17 protein-coding genes are annotated in these 18,367 nt (G+C 65.9%); 13 read left to right on the top strand and 4 right to left on the bottom strand.

Annotated elements, in window-relative coordinates; translation table 11 throughout:
* Positions 1–179: 179 nt before the first annotated feature.
* Positions 180–1,382 (bottom strand): tyrosine--tRNA ligase, encoded by a 1,203-nt coding sequence (gene tyrS / locus NFH97_RS10590; RefSeq protein ID WP_045993280.1) that lies wholly within the window; start codon positions 1,380–1,382, stop codon positions 180–182.
* Positions 1,383–1,560: 178 nt separating this feature from the next.
* Between tyrS and NFH97_RS10585 the strand changes: the two genes are divergently transcribed.
* Entirely contained in the window at positions 1,561–2,694 is a 1,134-nt protein-coding gene (locus NFH97_RS10585; RefSeq protein WP_349624800.1) for an anhydro-N-acetylmuramic acid kinase, read from the top strand.
* Between the two features lie 29 nt (positions 2,695–2,723).
* Here the strand turns inward: NFH97_RS10585 and NFH97_RS10580 are convergent, their stop codons facing one another.
* Positions 2,724–3,827: a type IV pilus twitching motility protein PilT gene (locus NFH97_RS10580; RefSeq protein WP_349624799.1), complete on the bottom strand. Its 1,104-nt coding sequence runs from the start codon at positions 3,825–3,827 to the stop codon at positions 2,724–2,726.
* Between the two features lie 66 nt (positions 3,828–3,893).
* Here NFH97_RS10580 and NFH97_RS10575 point away from each other — a divergent pair, with 66 nt between their 5' ends.
* The 7 genes from NFH97_RS10575 (at position 3,894) to NFH97_RS10545 (ending at position 9,834) form a co-directional block, all read left to right on the top strand.
* Positions 3,894–4,589: a YggS family pyridoxal phosphate-dependent enzyme gene (locus NFH97_RS10575; RefSeq protein WP_124805266.1), complete on the top strand. Its 696-nt coding sequence runs from the start codon at positions 3,894–3,896 to the stop codon at positions 4,587–4,589.
* Positions 4,590–4,667: 78 nt separating this feature from the next.
* Entirely contained in the window at positions 4,668–5,492 is an 825-nt protein-coding gene (gene proC, locus NFH97_RS10570; RefSeq protein WP_349624798.1) for a pyrroline-5-carboxylate reductase, read from the top strand.
* Positions 5,493–5,512: 20 nt separating this feature from the next.
* Positions 5,513–6,106, top strand: coding sequence for a YggT family protein (locus tag NFH97_RS10565; protein WP_045993284.1), 594 nt, complete (start codon positions 5,513–5,515; stop codon positions 6,104–6,106).
* A 63-nt stretch (positions 6,107–6,169) separates the two neighbouring features.
* A complete protein-coding gene (gene metX, locus NFH97_RS10560; protein WP_045993285.1) occupies positions 6,170–7,345 on the top strand; it encodes a homoserine O-succinyltransferase MetX in 1,176 nt (391 codons plus the stop codon).
* Positions 7,335–7,931 (top strand): methionine biosynthesis protein MetW, encoded by a 597-nt coding sequence (metW, locus tag NFH97_RS10555; protein ID WP_045993286.1) that lies wholly within the window; start codon positions 7,335–7,337, stop codon positions 7,929–7,931. The genes metX and metW overlap by 11 nt, the downstream gene beginning before the upstream one ends.
* Positions 7,932–8,039: 108 nt before the next feature.
* Positions 8,040–8,510 (top strand): DUF4426 domain-containing protein, encoded by a 471-nt coding sequence (locus NFH97_RS10550; RefSeq protein ID WP_349624797.1) that lies wholly within the window; start codon positions 8,040–8,042, stop codon positions 8,508–8,510.
* Positions 8,500–9,834 (top strand): RNA polymerase sigma factor, encoded by a 1,335-nt coding sequence (locus NFH97_RS10545; protein WP_349624796.1) that lies wholly within the window; start codon positions 8,500–8,502, stop codon positions 9,832–9,834. Before NFH97_RS10550 ends, NFH97_RS10545 begins: the two co-directional genes overlap by 11 nt.
* A 25-nt stretch (positions 9,835–9,859) precedes the next feature.
* On the opposite strand, the gene sfsA is transcribed toward NFH97_RS10545, so the two are convergent.
* Both sfsA and NFH97_RS10535 read right to left on the bottom strand, forming a co-directional pair.
* Positions 9,860–10,621, bottom strand: a complete 762-nt coding sequence (gene sfsA / locus NFH97_RS10540; RefSeq protein WP_349623027.1) for a DNA/RNA nuclease SfsA — start codon at positions 10,619–10,621, stop codon at positions 9,860–9,862.
* A complete protein-coding gene (locus NFH97_RS10535; protein ID WP_349623028.1) occupies positions 10,618–11,784 on the bottom strand; it encodes an aminotransferase class I/II-fold pyridoxal phosphate-dependent enzyme in 1,167 nt (388 codons plus the stop codon). The genes sfsA and NFH97_RS10535 overlap by 4 nt, the downstream gene beginning before the upstream one ends.
* A 283-nt stretch (positions 11,785–12,067) precedes the next feature.
* Here NFH97_RS10535 and dksA point away from each other — a divergent pair, with 283 nt between their 5' ends.
* The 5 genes from dksA to NFH97_RS10510 all read left to right on the top strand — a co-directional run bounded on the left by dksA (position 12,068) and on the right by NFH97_RS10510 (position 18,083).
* Positions 12,068–12,505 carry an RNA polymerase-binding protein DksA gene (gene dksA, locus NFH97_RS10530; protein ID WP_045993290.1) on the top strand — a complete coding sequence of 146 codons (438 nt, stop codon included), beginning with the start codon at positions 12,068–12,070 and terminating at the stop codon, positions 12,503–12,505.
* A gap of 118 nt (positions 12,506–12,623) precedes the next feature.
* The gene (gene gluQRS, locus NFH97_RS10525; RefSeq protein WP_348814963.1) at positions 12,624–13,541 is read left to right on the top strand and encodes a tRNA glutamyl-Q(34) synthetase GluQRS; all 918 of its coding nucleotides are present in this window, start codon (positions 12,624–12,626) and stop codon (positions 13,539–13,541) included.
* Positions 13,542–13,548: 7 nt separating this feature from the next.
* Positions 13,549–13,725: a hypothetical protein gene (locus NFH97_RS10520; RefSeq protein WP_045993292.1), complete on the top strand. Its 177-nt coding sequence runs from the start codon at positions 13,549–13,551 to the stop codon at positions 13,723–13,725.
* Positions 13,715–16,711, top strand: coding sequence for an ATP-binding protein (locus NFH97_RS10515; RefSeq protein WP_349624795.1), 2,997 nt, complete (start codon positions 13,715–13,717; stop codon positions 16,709–16,711). The genes NFH97_RS10520 and NFH97_RS10515 overlap by 11 nt, the downstream gene beginning before the upstream one ends.
* Positions 16,689–18,083, top strand: coding sequence for a sigma-54-dependent transcriptional regulator (locus NFH97_RS10510; protein ID WP_349624794.1), 1,395 nt, complete (start codon positions 16,689–16,691; stop codon positions 18,081–18,083). The genes NFH97_RS10515 and NFH97_RS10510 overlap by 23 nt, the downstream gene beginning before the upstream one ends.
* The last annotated feature ends 284 nt before the right edge of the window (positions 18,084–18,367 follow it).

Here is an 18,367-nt window from a genome sequence, read left to right as displayed (position 1 = left end):
GCTTTCCTTGCTGCGCCAGCCTTGGCCCTGACCTTCGCCTGCCCCACGACTCGCGCCTTCATGTTACCCACAGCCATCTTCTCGCACCCGCCTGTGGACAGGTCGCAGGCAGGCGGGTGGCAAAACGAAGGACGCCCGCCAGTGGCGAGCGTCCCGGAAGCGATGGTCACACCGGCGGATCAGCCGCGCAGCGTAACTCTGGCGTAACGCTTCTTGCCGGCCTGGATGACATAGCTCTGGCCGAGCGCCAGCATCAGATCCTTGGCCACCACTTCGCCATCGACGCGCACACGTCCATTACCCAGCATGTCCTTGGCCTGGGCGCTGTTGTTGGCAAGTCCCGAGCGATTGAGCACTGCCGCAATCGGCGCCTGATCGCTGCCTTCAAAGACCACCTCGACCTCGGGCAAGTCTTCGGGCAGCTCACCTTCTGCCAACTGGTTACCGGCGCTTCGGTGTGCGTTCGCCGCCGCTTCATCACCGTGATAGCGGGCAATCAGCTCGCGAGCCAGCTCCATCTTGATGTCACGAGGGTTGTCACCACGCTCGATCCGCGCGCGCAGATCCTCGATGGCGGCATTGTCCTTGAGCGACAAGAGTTCGAAATAGCGCCACATCAGGCTGTCGGGCATCGATACCAGCTTGTTGAACATCGCCCCCGGCGCTTCGTCGACGCCGACATAGTTGCCCAGCGACTTGGACATCTTCTGCACGCCGTCGAGGCCTTCCAGCAGCGGCATGGTAATGACGACCTGGGGCTCGAGACCGAAGTGCTTCTGCACCTCGCGGCCCATCAGCAGGTTGAACTTCTGGTCGGTTCCACCCAGCTCGATGTCAGCCTTCAAGGCGACGGAGTCATAGCCCTGCACCAGCGGGTAGAGGAACTCGTGTACCGAGATGGCCTGGCCACCCTTGTAGCGCTTTTCGAAGTCATCGCGCTCTAGCATCCGCGCCACGGTGGTCTGACCGGCAAGTTCGATCATGTCAGCGGCGCTCATTTCGGAGAACCACTCGGCGTTGAAGCGAACCTCGGTCTTGTCGGGATCGAGGATCTTGAACACCTGCTCCTTGTAGGTCTGGGCGTTGGCCTTGACCTCGGCCTCGGTCAGCGGCTTGCGCGTGACGTTCTTGCCGGTGGGGTCACCGATGCGTCCGGTGAAATCGCCAATCAGAAAAATGACCTCGTGGCCGAGATCCTGAAACTGGCGCATCTTGGTCAACAGTACGCTGTGGCCCAGGTGCAGGTCCGGCGCGGTCGGATCGAAGCCCGCCTTGATTCTCAGCTTGCGCCCGGAAGCGAGCTTTTTCTTCAGCTCATCCTCCAGCAGAATCTCGTGCGTGCCGCGCTGAATCAGCGCAAGGGCCTCGTCCACATCGCTCATGGTATTCACTCCACTTATCAATTCGGCTTTCCAGCTCGGCTTGGCTTGGTCAATCGGCCCTTGCGCGGACATCGACGCCCCCGTCAGCAGGGGCACGTCGTCACGGCGCCGGCGCCAGGTATAGACAGTGGCGGGGATGTTACCATGAACCTTTCCACCGGTTGAGATGACAAGGCCCATGCAACGCTTCATTGGACTGATGTCGGGCACCAGCATGGACGGGATCGACGCCGCCCTGGTGCGCTTTGACGCCACAGGCACGGCAGCTCTGGAGGCCAGCGTCGGCATTCCCATGCCGCAGCCTCTGCGTGAGCGGCTGTGGCAACTGGCCCACGCCGATCAGGTCAGCTTTGCCGACCTGGCCTGGGCCGAGGAGGCTTTCTGCCAGTGCCAGGCCGAGGCAGTCCAGCGATTGCTCGAGCAACAGGGGCTTGAACCCGAGGACATGTCTGCCATCGGCAGCCATGGGCAGACCATCGAGCATGCCCCCTACGGCCACCAGCCAGGCTCGCCCCCCTATACATTGCAACTGGACAACCCCAGCCGGCTGGCCGAGCTGACCCGCTGTGCCGTGGTCGCCGACTTCCGCCGCCGCGACCTGGCCGCCGGTGGTCAGGCCGCACCACTGGCACCGATCTTCCACCAGCAGGTATTTCGCCACCCCGAACGCTGGCGGCTGGTGCTGAACCTTGGCGGCATCGCCAACCTGACGCTACTGCCGCCGACCTCGGACCCGCGCGCTCCGCTGGGCTTCGACACCGGGCCTGCCAATGCCCTGCTCGACGCCTGGCACCAACGCCATCGCGGCACCCCCTTCGACGCCAACGGCGATTGGGCTGCCGGCGGCCAGGTGGATACCGCGCTGCTCGAGCGTTGGCTGGCAGAGCCCTACTTTCACCGCCCACCGCCTCGCAGCACCGGGCGTGAGCTGTTCTCTCTCGACTGGGCAGAGGCGCAGTTGAACGGTTCAGAGTCACCACAGGACGTCCAGGCCACCCTGGCGGAACTCACTGCCACCAGCGTCGCCCTGGGCATCGAGATGGCGCGGGAGCACTTTACCGCCCCTGCCTCCCTCGACCTGGTGCCCTGCGGCGGCGGTTCACGCAACCTGGACCTGCTGGCACGCCTTGCGCGCCAGCTGCCGGAGGCTACTCTACTGGACAGCGAATCCCTGGGCTGGCCGGCCGACTGGCTGGAAGCCGCCGCCTTTGCCTGGCTGGCCCATGCCCGACTGAATCTGCAACCCGGCAACCTGCCGTCGGTCACCGGCGCCAGCGCAGAGCGCGTGCTCGGCGGGCTCTACGCCCGCTAAAGGGTAACGACTGGCTCTGAACCACCGCCTCACCCCCAGCCTTCGCCCTGGGGGCTCACCCAGCCCTCGTTCTGCCCGCCACTCCAGCCGGCGCTCGGCGCGCTATCGACCAGAGATTCACGGGTCAGGCGCCGGGCATCCTCCGGCGCCACCTCGCCACACGCCACCAGTCTCGCCAGGTCAGCGTCCAGGGTCTGCATGCCGGCCTGACCGCCGGTCTGCATCGACGAGTAGATCTGAGCCAGCTTGTCCTCGCGGATCAGATGACGGATCGCCTGATTGATCAAGAGGATCTCTCGCGCCGCCACTCGCCCGCCCCGGCTGCTGGGCAGCAGCGCCTGGGAGACGACCGCCTGCAACGACTCCGACAGCATGGTCCGCACCGCATTCTTTTCATCACCCGGGAAGGCATCGATGATCCGATCGATGGTCTTGACCGCGGAGGCGGTATGCAGGGTGGCAAATACCAGATGCCCGGTCTCGGCCGCGGTCATGGCCAGGCGCGCCGTTTCCAGGTCGCGAATCTCTCCGACCAGAATGACGTCGGGATCCTCGCGCAGGGCGCTGCGCAGGGCGACGGCAAAGCCCTCGGTGTGGCGGTGTACCTCACGCTGGGACACCAGCGCCTGCTGGCTGTGGTGGATGAACTCGATGGGATCCTCGATGGTGAGGATATGGTCGCGACGGTGGCGGTTGATATGGTCGATCATCGCCGCAAGCGTAGTGCTCTTGCCGGACCCGGTGGGCCCGGTCACCAGTACCAGGCCCCGCGGCAGGGCGACAAGACGTTCGAAGATCTCGCCCATCCCCAGCTCCGAAAGCGTCGGGATGCGATCGGGGATGGTACGCAATACCGCCGCCCCGCGCTGCTGGACGAAAGCATTGACGCGATAACGCGACAGACCCGGTATCTGGTGGGAAAAGTCGGCCTCGTGGGTGCGCGAATACTGCTCGCGCAGCTCCTCATCCATCAACGACTCGAGCAACAATCTGACCTGACCATCGCCCATCGGCGGGCCAGGCAGACGCTCCAGTTCACCATTGACGCGCATCACCGGTGGCAGTCCCGCCGACAGGTGCAGATCCGAGGCGCCCTGCTTTGCCGAGAGTGCCAGCAGTTCGGTAATATCCATGGGCTTACCAGGCTTGAACCCCCGACTCGGGGGCAGGGAGCCCCACGATAGGACAGACCCAGGCCGATGACCACGACGATTGCCGAATCCTTGACCCAAGCCCGGACACGCCTGAATCAGGCACTTGCAAAGGCGGGAAGAGCGCCCGACGCGGCCCTGCTGCTGGCGGTCAGCAAGACCAAGCCAGCCGACATGATCCGGGATGCCTATGCCCTGGGCCAGCGCGACTTCGGCGAGAACTATCTACAGGAAGCGCTGGATAAACAGGCCCAACTGGGCGACTGCCCTGGCATACACTGGCACTTCATCGGACCGCTGCAATCCAACAAGACACGTGACGTGGCCAGCCATTTCGACTGGGTCCATGGTGTCGATCGTGCCAAGATCGCTCAGCGCCTGAGCGATCAGCGCCCGGATGGCCTTCCCGCACTGAATATCTGTCTGCAGGTCAACGTCAGCGGCGAAGCAACCAAATCAGGCGTCAGCCTGGAGGAGCTGCCTGAGCTGGCGAGCCTGGCGGCGGCGCTGCCTCGCGTGCGTCTGCGCGGATTGATGGCCATCCCGGCCCCCAGCGAAGACCCAGAAGCGCAGCGCGAGCCCTTCCGGCTACTGGCAGAGGCCTTGTCATCGCTGCGTCGAGAGCTGCCGGACGCACCGCTGGACACCTTGTCCATGGGCATGAGTGCCGACCTAGAGGCCGCCGTCGCCGAGGGTGCCACCATCGTGCGCCTGGGCACCGCGATCTTTGGCTCGCGCCAGTGAGCCCGTCGCCACGACAGGCCTGGTGACGCTACCCTGTTTGTCCGAATACCCAACGCCCTACCCTTCAAGGAGCCCCGCATGGCCAGCAACGTGACCTTTATCGGCGCCGGCAACATGGCCAGCGCCATCTTCGGCGGCATGGTGCACAGCGGCTACCCTGCCGATGCCATCACCGCCACCGCCACCCGTGACGCCACCCTGGCGCCGCTCGCCGAGCGCCTGGGCATCCATACCACCACCGACAATCTGGCGGCGATCGAGCACGCCGACGTGGTCGTACTGTCGGTCAAGCCACAGATCATGCGCCAGGTGTGCGAGACTCTACGGGAGTCGGTGCAAAAGCGTCAGCCGCTGATCGTGTCGGTGGCGGCTGGCCTCAGCGCCGAGACCTTGGAACAATGGCTGGGTGGCGGCCTGGCGGTGGTCCGCTGCATGCCCAACACTCCGTCGCTGGTCGGTGCCGGTGCCTCCGGGCTGTATGCCAACCCGCGCGTCAGCGACGAGCAGCGCGCCCTGGTCGGCGAGCTGATGACTTCCGTCGGCATCATCGAATGGGTCGAAGACGAAGCCCTGCTGGAAGCGGTCACCGCCGTCTCGGGTAGTGCACCGGCCTACTTCTTCCTGATGTTCGAGGCCATGGAAGAGGCCGCCGTCAAACTCGGGCTAAGCGCCGAAAGCGCTCGCCGACTGGCGATACAGACCGCCTACGGGGCCGCCTCGATGGCGATGCAGAGCGACCGCGATCCCGGTGAACTGAAACGCAATGTGATGTCCCCGGGGGGTACCACCGAGAGGGCCATCGAATATCTGGAGCAGGCAGGACTGCGGCAGGCGCTCGACGGCGCCATGCAAGCCTGTGCCAAGCGTGCCCAGGAAATGTCTGCCGAACTCGGCAAGGGTTAATCAAAGACGGAGGAGCCCACATGGGCAGTCAACTGGGAAACGCTGGCCTGCTGCTGGTCAACACCCTGATCAACATCTTCTTGTTCCTGCTGATGCTGCGCTTTCTGCTGCAGGCCTCGAAGGCGGACTACTACAACCCCTTGAGCCAGTCGGTGGTCAAGATCACCCAGCCGGTGGTGCGTCCCTTCCAGAGCGTGCTTGGCCCGGTGATGGGCCGCTTTGACCTGGCCACCCTGGCCGCGGGCTTTCTGGTCAAGGTGATCAGCATCATCATCCTGCTGCAGCTGGCCGGTGTCGGCATGCCGAGGCTCGATGGCCTGGCCATCGCCGGCGTCGCGGCCCTGGCCAGCGCGATCCTGAAGATCTACTTCTTTGCGCTGATCGTGATGATCATCCTCAGCTGGGTCGCCCCCAACGCCAGCCATCCCGGCGCGCTGCTGGTGATGCAACTGGTGGAGCCGATCATGGCGCCGGTACGCCGGGTGATTCCGCCGCTGGGAATGCTCGACCTGTCACCCATCGTGGTGTTCATCGGCATCAACCTGATCGATGGCATCGTGGTGGGTTCGCTGGTCCGGGCCGCCGGTATCTCCGGGATGCTGGTCGGGCTCTAGGCTCGACCAACGCTCGCGTACACGGCCACGACAACACCAACTTTCACTGGACACACACGACTGATGCCCGAGACGACTCGCGATTCGGTCGGACTGGTGACGCCGCAGGTGGCGCACTTCGACGACCCTCTGCCCCTGGTCTGCGGCAAGACGCTGCCGGCCTACGACCTGGTCTACGAGACCTACGGCACCCTCAATCAGGACCGCAGCAATGCGGTCCTCATCTGCCATGCCCTGTCCGGCCACCACCACGCCGCGGGTTATCATGACGAGGCCGATCGCAAGCCAGGCTGGTGGGACGCCCACATCGGTCCCGGCAAGTCCATCGACACCGATCGTTTCTTCGTCATCTCGCTGAATAACCTCGGCGGCTGCCACGGCTCCACCGGGCCTTCCAGCATCAACCCGGACACCGGCCGCCGCTGGGGGCCGGACTTCCCCATGGTCACCGTCTGCGACTGGGTCGACAGCCAGGTTCGCCTGGCCGATCGCCTGGGCATCAGCCGCTTCGCCGCCGTCGTCGGCGGCAGCCTGGGCGGCATGCAGGTGCTGCAGTGGTCACTGGCCTATCCGGAACGCATCGCCAACGCGGTGGTCATCGCCGCCACGCCCAAGCTGTCGGCTCAGAACATCGCCTTCAACGAGGTCGCGCGTCAGGCCATTCGCTCGGACACCGACTTCCACGACGGCCACTACGCCGATCACGAGACCCTGCCCCGTCGCGGACTGAAGCTGGCACGCATGGTCGGCCACATTACCTATCTGTCCGAAGACGCCATGGGTTCGAAGTTCGGCCGCGATCTACGCAGCGAAGACCTCAACTTCGGCTTCGACGTGGAGTTCCAGGTGGAGTCCTACCTGCGCTACCAGGGCGACGCCTTTTCCACCTCCTTCGACGCCAACACCTATCTGCTGATGACCAAGGCGCTGGACTACTTCGACCCGGCCTCGTCCCACCAGGGCGACCTGGCCAAGGCCCTGGCCCCGGCTGAGTGTCCGTTCCTGGTGGTCAGCTTCAGCACCGACTGGCGCTTCCCGCCGTCACGCTCCAAGGAGCTGGTCAACGCCTTGATTCGTGCCGGCAAGTCGGTCAGCTACGCCAATATCGACTCGCCCCACGGCCATGACGCCTTCCTGATGCCGGAGCCGCGCTATCAAGCGATCTTCGCCGGCTTCATGAGACGCGTCGCCGATGACCTCAAGCTGCCGTCACGCCAGGAGGCCGACCATGCGCTCTGACCTCACCCTGATTCACGGCTGGATTCCCGAGGGTGCTCATGTGCTCGACCTGGCCTGCGGTGACGGCACCCTGCTGCACGCTCTGGCGCGCGACAAGGGCGTCACCGGTTACGGTCTGGAAATCGATCCTGACGGCATTACCGCCTGCATCGAGAAGGGCGTCAGCGTCATCGAGCAGAACCTCGACGAAGGACTCGCCAACTTCGAGGATGATGCCTGCGATCTGGTGATCATGACCCAGGCGTTGCAGGCGCTGCGCCGCCCCGACCGCATGCTCGACGAAATGCTGCGGGTGGCCCGGGAATGCATCATCACCTTCCCCAACTTCGCCTACTGGCGCCACCGGGTCCATCTTGGGCTACGCGGCTACATGCCGGTGTCCAAGTCGCTGCCCCACGCCTGGTACGACACCCCCAACATCCACCTGTCGACGTTCAATGACTTCGAGGCGCTGTGTCGTGACAAGGGGGTGACCATCGTCGACCGCGCGGTGGGCATCAAGGACCACGAAGGTAGACGACTGTCACGGCTGTGGCCCAACCTGTTCGGCGAGATCGCGATCTTTCGCGTGAGCCGCGACGGCTGACACCTGGCGCGGGCGCGCCACAGGCCTCGGCGCGACAGGATCGGGCCGAGGGTCAAGGCCGTAATGGGTCGGACGTCAGCAGGCAGGCCTGCTGCCAAGGAGGATGAGATGAACGTCAATCGAGCCAGCCACCGACGATACGCACTCGCCTTGTCTGTGCTGGTGCTGCTGGCGCTGCAGGCATTGCCGACGGCGCCAGCCCAGGCCCAGCAGTTCGAGCGCTTCGGCGATATCGAGGCGCACTATAGCGCCATCACCACCGACTTTCTCTCCGAGGAGATGGCCCGCCGTCTGGATATCCAGCGCAGTCCGCACCAGGGTCTGGTCAGCCTCAGCGTTCGCGACGCCGATGGCCAGGCCCTCAACGTCGCCACCGAAGGCAGCGTCTCGGTGGTGGGCAAGCCCGGCGAGACACCTCTGGCCTTTCGCACCCTGCGGGAAGGCGATGGCATCTCGCGCTACGCCACCTTCGCCATCGACACCAGTGCGCCGATGCGCTTTCGGCTCTCGCTGCAGCTTGACCGCAACGCTTCCCCCGAGGCAGTCAGCTTCTTGAAACGGTTCTATCGTGACCAGTGATACCCTTTTCTCTTCCGCGCTACCCGTCACCTCGGCGGTCGGCGACGCCCTGAAAGAGTGCGCTCAGGGCGCCACCGGCGGCCTCGAGACCCTTGCCAGGCTGACGGTGCCTCACCTGACCGCCATCGCCCGCCACTTTCTCGACGCGCCAAGGGATGTCGAGGACGTGATCCACGACACCCTGGTGCTGGCATGGCACAACGTCTGGCGCTTCGACCCCGCCGCCGAGTCCCCCCATGCGTGGCTGATGCAGGTGTTCGCCTCGCGCCTGGCGAGCCAGCGCCTGGCGTTGGCCACGCCGGCCGATGCCACGCCCTGGCGGCTCGATGTCGACCGCGTCGTTCTGCCGCCTCCGCTGACGGATGCCCAGCGCCCGACGCTGGACGCCTTGATGGCGCTGTACCAGCAGTTGCTTCCGGCGTCGGTGGATGATGCCCTGAAGGCACGACTGTGCTGTGCCATCAGCCTGCTGGATGCCAGCCGCGACATGCCGCTGACGCCCGGCGGTGAGCCCGCCGACCCCAGCCTGTACGATCCCAGCCTGGGCCCGCGCATGAGCCTGTCACGACTGGCCCAGCGGGCCAAGGGACTGATCAATCGCTCGCTGACACTGCCGCTGGAGCACCTGGCCCTGCGCCTGTGGCTGTCCGAGGCCCCGGGCAGCCGGCCCCTCGAGGCCCGCGGCCTGCCCCGGCGCGGCATCGAATCACGCTACGGCGAGGCCCTGGACGTCAGCGTCGACCCACGCCGGCTGCTCAGGCAGATCCACTATCCACGCTCCTTCCCGGATCGGCGCGAGCGTCACCGGATCAGCGATCGCCTGTTATGGGACGGCGACTGGGATCTGTCGACGACCCACGCCCTGTCGAGCCGTCGCATGCACTTCATCGCCGACATCTGGGCACACCGCCGCGACCCAAGCCAGAGCCGCAGCTACCACCAGCTGGCCGAACGCCTGGCCAGAGGCAAGCCGGTGGCCTCGCACTCCGACGGCATGGTGCTGGATCGTCCCGAACGCATCCTCGCCTATCTGCGCCGATACCTCCTGTACATGGAGGCCATGGCCTGTTTCGGCTTCGACAATGGCCTCGGCAAGGACCGTCTGGGCGCGGCGGTGGATCGGCACGGCGAGCTGGTCAAGATCAACAAGGGGCTGCACCGCATGGCCATGGCCCAGGTGATCGGCATACCACGGGTCGAGGTGCGCGTCCGCGGCATCCATCGTCAGTGGTGGGACCAGGTCAGCGAGGGAGCCAAGGGCGACACCGCCATGCAGCGCGTCCTCGCGGCCCTGCCCGACTGCCGCCCGTCCGCAGCAGACTGAATCCGCCCCTCACAGAAGCGCCCATTCAGGACTCGACGAACTGCGCCATCGGCCGCACCGGCAAGGCTGCATCCAGGGTCAGCGCCAGTGGCCTGCCCTGGTCGTCTCGCCGGGCGCGGATGCGGTAGGCCAGCACCTCTACGCCCTCGGCCATCACCCGTCTCAGGGTATCGCCGTACCCCGGATCCAGGTGCATCGCCGGAGCCACATCGTCGATGCCCTCGTGGGCGACCAGGAACAGCAACACCGCTCGCTTCCCCTCGGCCACCAGCTGCGCCAGGCTTTCCAGGTGCTTGCGCCCACGTTCGCTGACCGCGTCGGGAAAGTAACCGTGGCCATCGCTTTCCTTGAGGGTGACCTGCTTGACCTCGACGAAGCAGCTCGGGCGCTCGTCATCATCCAGGCGAAAGTCCAGCCGGGCGTTGGCCACCTTGGCCTCGCGCTTGATCGCCGAATAACCCCTGAGTTCGGCCACCGTCCCCGAGCGCAGGGCCTCCTCGACGATCCGGTTGGCTCGCCCGGTATGCACCGAGGCCAACGCCGACGCAGCACCGGCCTGGGCGTCGCCAGACGGCAGTTCGATCAGTTCCCAGGTCCAGGCCAGCTTGCGCGCCGGATTGTCGCTGGGGGACAGCCAGACCCGGGCGCCGGGAACATTGACCGCGCGCATCGAGCCGGTGTTGGGGCAGTGGGCGACCACTTCGCGCCCGTCGTCGAGGCGCACATCGGCCAGAAATCGCTTGTAGCGGCGCAGCAATACGCCGCCGACCAGGGTGGGGTAGTTCATGAGCCCTGCCGTGCCAGAAAACGTTCCAGACGCGCCAGGGCGTCCTGCAGACGCGGCACCTCGGTGGTGAAGGCGATGCGCACGTGGTGCTCGCCGCCCTGCAGGGCAAAGTCGGTCCCCGGGGTAATCGCCACGTTCTCCTCTTCGAGCAGGCGCAGGCAGAACGCCTGGCTGTCGTTGCTGTAGGCGGAGATGTCGAGCCAAAGATAGAAGGCTCCCTGGGGCGGCAGCGACGGTGCCAGGCCGAGCCGCGACAGCCCTTCCAGCAAGGCGTCCCGGCGTGTCTGGAGCTCTCGCCGGCGCTCCTCGAACAACGCCTGACACTCAGGGCTGAAAGCGGCCAGCGCCGCGTGCTGGGCCGGCGTGGAGGCGGCCAGGAAGACGTTCTGAGCCAGCCGTGTCAGCGGCTCCACGGCGTCCTCGGGCGCCACCAGCCAGCCCAGGCGCCAGCCGGTCATGCCGAAGTACTTCGAGAAGCTGTTGACGATAAAGGCCCGATCGCTGAGTGACGCCACCGACAGCGGCGCCATGCCGTAGTTGAGCCCCTGGTAGATCTCGTCCACCAAGAGTTCACCACCACGCTCGGCCACCGCGTCCACCACCGCGCCGAGCGCCGCGCGCTCGAGCACATGGCCGGTGGGGTTGGACGGCGAGGCCAGCATCGCCAGGCGCGTATCGTCGCGCCAATGCCGCGCGATCAGCTCGGCGTTCAGCTGCCAGCCGCTATCGGGCCCTACCGGCACCGCGTCTACCCGGGCGCCGGCCAGCGCCATGAAGTGGCGATTGCAGGGGTAGTTCGGGTCGGCCATCAGCACGCCGTCTCCGGGCCCCGCCAGCAATTGACTCGCCAGCAGCAGCGCCCCGGACGCGCCGGGGGTGACGATAATCCGCTCCGGCGCCACCTCGGCATCGAAGTGCTCACGATAGTGGCCGGCAATCGCCTCGCGAAGCGCAGGAATACCGGTGGCAGGGGTATAGCGGGTGCGTCCCTCGTCCAGGGCACGGTGGCCGGCCTCGCGCACCGCAGGTGGGGTCGAGAAGTCCGGCTCGCCGACCTCCAGATGGATCACGTCCTCGCCGGCCGCCTCGCGCTGCTGAGCGAGTTCCAGCAGATGCATCACACGGAAAGGGGCGACCCCTTCGACCCTGGCGTTAAAGCTCATGGCTTCCTCTCTTGATCGCGGCCCGCAGCGAACCCGAGCCCTGCTTGATGGTCCAATGGAGGTATTGAAACATGGAACCTCGTCGCCGTCCGTCACCGTCCAGGACGCCAATCATTGATCCGGACGATGCGGGCTACGACTTTCGGGGAGAAAACTGGTAGTTATCGCGCAAAACTATTGCACTACGGCCAAATATCCGCTAAACAACCTTCCCTTTGGCGTGAGATACCTTAGCCTAGCGTGGGGTATTGATCAGCAGTCACTAAAGTAATGAGGCAATCCCATGCCAGTTGCACAGAAAAAACCGGAAGCGCCCAAGAAGTTCATCCCGTACGAGCCGGCGGCGGGTGAAGAATACATGAACGAGAAGCAGCTCGAGCACTTCCGCCAGATCCTGCTTGGCTGGAAGCAGGAGCTGATGGAAGAAGTCGACCGTACTGTTCGCCATCTGCAGGAAGAGGCCAACAACTACGCCGACCCGGCTGACCGTGCCACCCAGGAAGAGGGCTTCAGCCTGGAGCTGCGGACCCGCGATCGCGAGCGCAAGCTGCTCAAGAAGATCAACGAGACCCTCGAGATGATCGATGAGGACGACTACGGCTTCTGCGATGCCTGCGGCGTGGAGATCGGCATCCGTCGCCTGGAAGCGCGTCCCACCGCCACCCTCTGTGTCGACTGCAAGACCCTGGCCGAACTGAAGGAAAAGCAGCTCGGCGGCTGATCCCCCCCTCGCCGGACCTTCGACAACGGGCACCTCAGGGTGCCCGTTTGCGTGATCACCTGCCCCCCCGGCTGCCTGTTCACGAGGGTTGCCTGTTCCCGATAGCGCTGGAGCCCCCATGCACCACGTCCATGGTCGCTTTGCCCCCACCCCCTCAGGTCCGCTTCACGCCGGCTCGCTGGTGGCCGCGGTGGCGAGCTATCTGGATGCGCGTAGCCAGCAAGGCCGCTGGAGCCTGCGCATCGAGGATGTCGATCCCCCCCGCTGCCCTCCTGGCAGCGTCGATACCATCCTGCGCCAGCTCGAGACCTTTGGCCTCGCCTGGGACGGCGAGGTGCGCTACCAGAGTCATCGCCATGACGCCTATGCACGTGCCCTTGCGCGGCTGACCGAGCAGGGCATGGCCTACCCCTGCAGCTGCTCGCGCAAGCAGTGGCGGGACTACGGCATCTATCCAGGCTGGTGCCGCGACGGCGTATGCCAGCCCGAGGCCCCGCAGGCCTGGCGCCTGCGCAGCGACCTGGGGCAGCGCCCGGTCAGCTGGCACGATCGGCTGCAGGGTCTGCAGCGCTTCGACCCTGCCGCCCTGGGTGACGTCGTGCTCAAGCGCAAGGACGGCCTCTGGGCCTACCAGCTGGCGGTGGTGGTGGATGATATCGACCAGCACATCACCGACGTGGTGCGCGGCGCCGATCTTCTCGACAACACCCCCTGGCAGCTGCAGCTGCTCGAAGCCCTCGGTGCCGAGCCGCCGCGCTATCTTCACCTGCCGCTGGTGATAGGGCAGGATGGGCAGAAGCTGTCCAAGCAGAACCTGGCCCGACCACTGCCCGAAGATCCTCGTGACGTCCGCCGGCTGCTGCATGCCACCCTGGCACTGCTGGGGCAGTCCCCCGACCCGGCGGCGAGCGAGGCGCCGGTGGCCGAGCAGCTCGAGGCCGCCTGCCGCCGCTGGCGTCCTCGACAGATCCCCCGCGCAGACATCGCCTCGCAGGGGCTGCAAGTGGACGGCGACGACGCTGACACCAACGAGTGAGCCTGCCATGTACGTCTACCGCATCATGCTGCTGCTTGTGTTTTGCGGGTATCTGCTCTCGCCGCTGCTGATGACCGGCTGGGGCCAGCCCGGCAACGCCTGGTACCGCCCGTTCCTGATCTGGGGGGCACTGATCGCCCTGACGCTGTGGCTCGAGCAGAAGCGAGCGCTGGATGAGCGCTGAGCTCGTCTCCCTTGTACTGCTGGGGCTTGGCTACCTGTCGGCACTGTTCGCTACCGCCAGCGCGGTGGAGCGCGGCTGGATTCCGCGGCGGCTGGTCCACCACCCACTGATCGGCATCCTGGCCCTGGGCGTCTACGCCAACGCCTGGGCGGTGATCGGCAGCCTTGGCGTGGCCCACCAGCGGGGATTTGGTTATCTCGCCTACTACCTGGGTGCCGCCGGCGCCTTTGTGCTGGCACCGGTCCTGCTGCTGCCGTTGCAGCGCATGACGCGAACCCACCAGCTGTCTTCTCTGGCGGACCTGTTCGCCTTTCGTTTTCGCTCCCGCTGGGTCGGCACCTGCGTCACCCTGCTGAGCCTGGTAGCGGTCATGCCGCTGCTGGCGATGCAGGTGGAGGCCATGAGGCATGCCATCCATCGCTACACCGACGCTGCCTCTCCAGGCCTGCTGTCGCTGATGCTGTGTGCCTTGATCGCACTGTTCGCGATACTGTTCGGCGCCCGTCATACCCACGTCCATCGGCGCTACGACGGCTTGACCGCCGCCATCGGCCTGGAGTCGCTGATCAAGCTGGTCGCCTTTCTCGGGCTGGGCGCCTTTGCGCTCTACGCCATCTTCGACGGCCCCGGCGACCTGCAGCACTGGCTGGACGGGCCCGGCCGCGTCCACCAGGCACAGGCGAGCCAATTCGATGCCGCCCAATGGAGAACCCTGCTGCTGCTGTTCTTCGCCGCTGCGCTACTGATGCCCCACATGTTTCACGTGACCTTCGCCCGCCCGCTCAGTCGCCGAACCCTGCTCAGCGCGGGCTGGGGGCTGCCGCTGGTGCTGCTGCTGATGGCACTGCCGGTGCCGCTGGTGCTGTGGGCCGGTCAGCGCATGGGGGTGGCCGATGATATCCAGGGGGCCGCCTACGTCATCTTCGCGCTGTCCGATAGCCCCGCCGTCACCGCCCTGGCCTTTGTCGCGGTACTGGCCGCCACCTGCGGCACCCTGATCCTGAGCGCGCTGGCGCTCGCCGGAATGGTGCTGAACCATCTGGTGCTGGTCGCCCATCCTCCGGTGGAGCACCCCGACCTCTATCGCTGGCTACGCTGGCTACGGCGCGGCCTGATCGGCGCCATCATTCTCGCCGGCTGGCTGTTCGCCCAGGCCGTCGACGCCAATACCGAGCTGACCCGACTGGGGCTGGTGGCGGTGGTTGGCATGGCTCAGTGTCTGCCGGGTCTGCTGGCCCTGCTGTACTGGCCCGGTGCCAACCGCAAGGGGGTGATGACCGGCCTCGGCCTGGGTGTGGCGATCTGGTGTGCCGGCCTGTGGCTGCCGCTGCTCAGCGATCTGCCGCCGCTGCTTGCGCCGCTGGACGCCTTGCTCGGGCTCCTGGGCGACGAGGCTGTCACCGACTCGCCCGCCTGGTATCCGGTCGCCCTGGTATCGCTTGGCGTCAATGGCCTGAGCCTGATTCTGGTGTCGCTGATCACCCCCACCTCCGCCGGAGAACGAGCGGCCGCCGAGGCCTGCTCGGTGGATGCGGTCATCCGCCCCAAGCGCCTGCCGCTGAATCTGGCCGACAGTGATGACGTCAGGCGGCGCCTGGCCATGGCGCTGGGCGACGAGGTCGCCGAGCGCGAAGTGACCCGGGCGCTGGCAAGCCTCCATCAATCTGCCAAGGATGCCAGGCCCTACGCGCTGCGACGTCTGCGCGACCGTATCCAGGCCAACCTGTCCGGCCTGATGGGCCCATCGGTCGCCCAGGACATCGTCGATCACTACCTGCCCTATCGGCGCGATGGGCGAGTGCCGAAGGAAGATATCCACTTCGTCGAAAGCCGCCTGGAGGCCTACCGATCTCGCCTCACTGGCCTCGCGCGGGAACTCGATGAGCTGCGACGTCACCATCGCCGCATGCTGACGCGACTGCCTGTCGGGCTGTGTGCCTTCGGTGACGACGGCGAGGTACTGATGTGGAACGACGCCCTGGCCGAGCTCTGCGAGATTTCCGGCGAGGAGATCATTGGCGCCCATCGCCAGGCCCTGCCCGCGCCCTGGGCCGAGCTGCTCGGGACCATTCTGGAAAGCGACAAGGACCGGCTTTACCAGGAAGCTGTGGAGCTGCCCCGGGGGTTGCGTTACGTCAGCCTGCTCAAGGCCAGCCTGGTGGACGAGCCGGCGGCAGACGCCGCTGGTGGCACGGTCATCCTGGTCGAGGACCACAGCGAGATGAAATGGCTGGAGAACGAACTCATCCACGCGGCTCGCCTCGCCTCCATCGGCCAGATGTCCGCCGGCGTGGCCCACGAGATTGGCAACCCCATCACCGGCATCTCATCGCTGGCCCAGAACCTGCGCTATGACACCACGGATCCCCACGTGCTCGAGACCGCCGAACAGATCCAGACACTGACCAAGCGCGTGTCGCGTATCGTTGGCTCACTGGTGGGCTTTGCCCACGGCGGTCGCCACGTCACCGGCAGCGACTTCGCGCCGGTATCGGCCAGGCATCTGGCCGACCAGGCGCTGCACTTGCTCAAGCTGGCCCGCAAGAGCGACGATGTTCGCTACGACAATCGCTGTCCGGCGCGGCTCGACATCACGGGAGACGAGCAGCGCCTGCTGCAGGTATTGATCAACCTGCTGAGCAATGCTCGTGACGCCAGCCCGGCCAACGGCCTGGTGGTCATCGACGCCGGCGAGGAAGGTGAGCGTCACTGGCTGTCGGTCACCGACCAGGGGCCCGGCATCGATCCCAGCGTGCGCGAAAACCTGTTCGAGCCCTTCACCACCACCAAGCCGCCAAGCCAAGGTACCGGTCTTGGTCTCGCCCTGGTGGTAAGCATCGTGGCCGAGCACCAGGGCAAGGTCGAGGTGAAGTCGCCCCTGCCGGGGCAGGCCGGTGGCACCAGAATTCAGGTATGGTTACCTTCTCCCGATGTCCATCGACCTGCCGGGGATATGCCGATCCATGAACCGAATCCTGATCGTTGAAGACGAAGCCATCATCCGCAGCGCCCTGCGCCGCCTGCTCGAACGCCACGACCACCGCGTGTGCGAATGCGAGTCGGTGGAGCAGGCATGCGGGCAGGGCTTTGGCGAGTACGACCTGATCATCAGCGACCTGCGCCTGCCCGGTGCACCCGGCACCGACCTGATCAAGGCCGCCGCCCCCTGCCCGGTACTGATCATGACCAGCTACGCCAGCATGCGCTCGGCGGTGGATGCGCTGAAACTCGGCGCGGTGGACTACGTCGCCAAGCCGTTTGATCATGATGAACTGCTGGAAACCGTGGCTCGAGTACTGCACCGCCAGGCGAGTCAGCGCAGCACGCCGCCCGCCATCGCCGACGAGGGTGGACGGCGCCACACCATGATCGGCAACTGCCCGGCGATGCAGGCGGTCTACACCCGTATCCGCAAGACTGCCCCGGCAGACGTGACGGTACTGATTCAGGGTGAATCCGGTACCGGCAAGGAGCTGGTGGCCAAGGCCCTGCACCAGCAGAGCCGCCGTGCCGAGGCGCCGCTGGTCTGCGTCAACTGTGCAGCCATCCCCGAGACGCTGATCGAATCTGAGCTGTTCGGTCATGAGAAGGGCGCCTTTACCGGGGCCAGCGCCATGCGTACCGGACTGGTCGAGGCCGCCGACGGCGGCACCCTGTTCCTCGACGAGATCGGCGAATTGCCGCTGGACGCCCAGGCCCGATTGCTGCGGGTGCTGCAGGAAGGCGAGATACGCCGCATCGGTTCGGTGGAGACGCGCCACGTCGACGTTCGGCTGATCGCTGCCACCCACCGTGACCTGCGCGCCCTGTCACGCAGCGGAGACTTCCGTCTCGATCTCTACTACCGCTTGAACGTCATGCAGATCGACCTGCCTCCGCTGCGCGAGCGCGAGGACGACATTCTCGAGATTGCCGACGTGCTGCTGGCCAAGGCCTGCAAGCGCCACGCCCGCGACGGTCTGCACCTGTCTCGCGCCGCACGGCGGGACATCGCCGACTACCCCTGGCCAGGCAACGTCAGGGAGCTGGAAAATGCCCTGGAGCGTGGCGTGATCCTCGCTGAAGGCCAGTTGATCCATCCGGACGACCTGGGCCTGGCAACGGTGCCGGTAACGCGCCCGCCCAGTCCCCCCAAGGAGGCAGCCACGTCACTGGAGGCGCCCGCCTCCGAAAGATCCGACACGGCTACCGAGGACGACCTGTCGCTGGAAGACTACTTCCAGCACTTCGTACTCGAACATCAGGACCAGATGAGCGAGACGGAGCTGGCCAACAAGCTGGGAATTTCACGCAAGTGCCTGTGGGAGCGCCGCCAGCGTCTGGGCATCCCGCGCAAGAAGGCGGCGCGGCGCCACTGACGCGAGACCACAGGCTCAACACCCTGGGGCCCTGGCCCCGCGCTTCGCCCCGGCCTCCCTTGGGCCGCTCACCTTGCCCTCCCTTCGACTCACCCCTCGACTCACCCCTCGGCTCGCCCTTGCCTGCCGCTTCCTGCCATGCCCCCTGCTTTGGTTCATTCGACCATGGTGCAAGTGTCTGTAGCGATCAATACAGGCATTGTAGGCCCTGCACGCCAGCTACCTCTTGATGCACCGGTTGTTACCATCCCACACAGGGGAGTGCGCCAAAATGGGTAGCCCGA

The sequence above is a fragment of the Halomonas sp. SCS19 genome (genome assembly GCF_040147015.1).
GTDB classification, from domain to species: domain Bacteria; phylum Pseudomonadota; class Gammaproteobacteria; order Pseudomonadales; family Halomonadaceae; genus Halomonas; species Halomonas litopenaei.
The sequence above is the reverse complement of the archived record's forward strand: the minus strand, read 5'-3'. Positions and strand labels throughout refer to the sequence as shown.

Bases quoted from the DNA above. Each gene is read 5' to 3' on its own strand.
- NFH97_RS10585 (WP_349624800.1), top strand. From the start codon at position 1,561: ATGCAACGCTTCATTGGACTGATGTCGGGCACCAGCATGGACGGGATC.
- NFH97_RS10510 (WP_349624794.1), top strand. From the start codon at position 16,689: ATGAACCGAATCCTGATCGTTGAAGACGAAGCCATCATCCGCAGCGCC.
- NFH97_RS10575 (WP_124805266.1), top strand. From the start codon at position 3,894: ATGACCACGACGATTGCCGAATCCTTGACCCAAGCCCGGACACGCCTG.
- metX (WP_045993285.1), top strand. From the start codon at position 6,170: ATGCCCGAGACGACTCGCGATTCGGTCGGACTGGTGACGCCGCAGGTG.
- gluQRS (WP_348814963.1), top strand. From the start codon at position 12,624: ATGCACCACGTCCATGGTCGCTTTGCCCCCACCCCCTCAGGTCCGCTT.
- NFH97_RS10565 (WP_045993284.1), top strand. From the start codon at position 5,513: ATGGGCAGTCAACTGGGAAACGCTGGCCTGCTGCTGGTCAACACCCTG.
- NFH97_RS10520 (WP_045993292.1), top strand. From the start codon at position 13,549: ATGTACGTCTACCGCATCATGCTGCTGCTTGTGTTTTGCGGGTATCTG.
- proC (WP_349624798.1), top strand. From the start codon at position 4,668: ATGGCCAGCAACGTGACCTTTATCGGCGCCGGCAACATGGCCAGCGCC.
- NFH97_RS10550 (WP_349624797.1), top strand. From the start codon at position 8,040: ATGAACGTCAATCGAGCCAGCCACCGACGATACGCACTCGCCTTGTCT.
- NFH97_RS10535 (WP_349623028.1), bottom strand. From the start codon at position 11,784: ATGAGCTTTAACGCCAGGGTCGAAGGGGTCGCCCCTTTCCGTGTGATG.
- NFH97_RS10515 (WP_349624795.1), top strand. From the start codon at position 13,715: ATGAGCGCTGAGCTCGTCTCCCTTGTACTGCTGGGGCTTGGCTACCTG.
- tyrS (WP_045993280.1), bottom strand. From the start codon at position 1,382: ATGAGCGATGTGGACGAGGCCCTTGCGCTGATTCAGCGCGGCACGCAC.
- dksA (WP_045993290.1), top strand. From the start codon at position 12,068: ATGCCAGTTGCACAGAAAAAACCGGAAGCGCCCAAGAAGTTCATCCCG.
- NFH97_RS10580 (WP_349624799.1), bottom strand. From the start codon at position 3,827: ATGGATATTACCGAACTGCTGGCACTCTCGGCAAAGCAGGGCGCCTCG.
- metW (WP_045993286.1), top strand. From the start codon at position 7,335: ATGCGCTCTGACCTCACCCTGATTCACGGCTGGATTCCCGAGGGTGCT.
- sfsA (WP_349623027.1), bottom strand. From the start codon at position 10,621: ATGAACTACCCCACCCTGGTCGGCGGCGTATTGCTGCGCCGCTACAAG.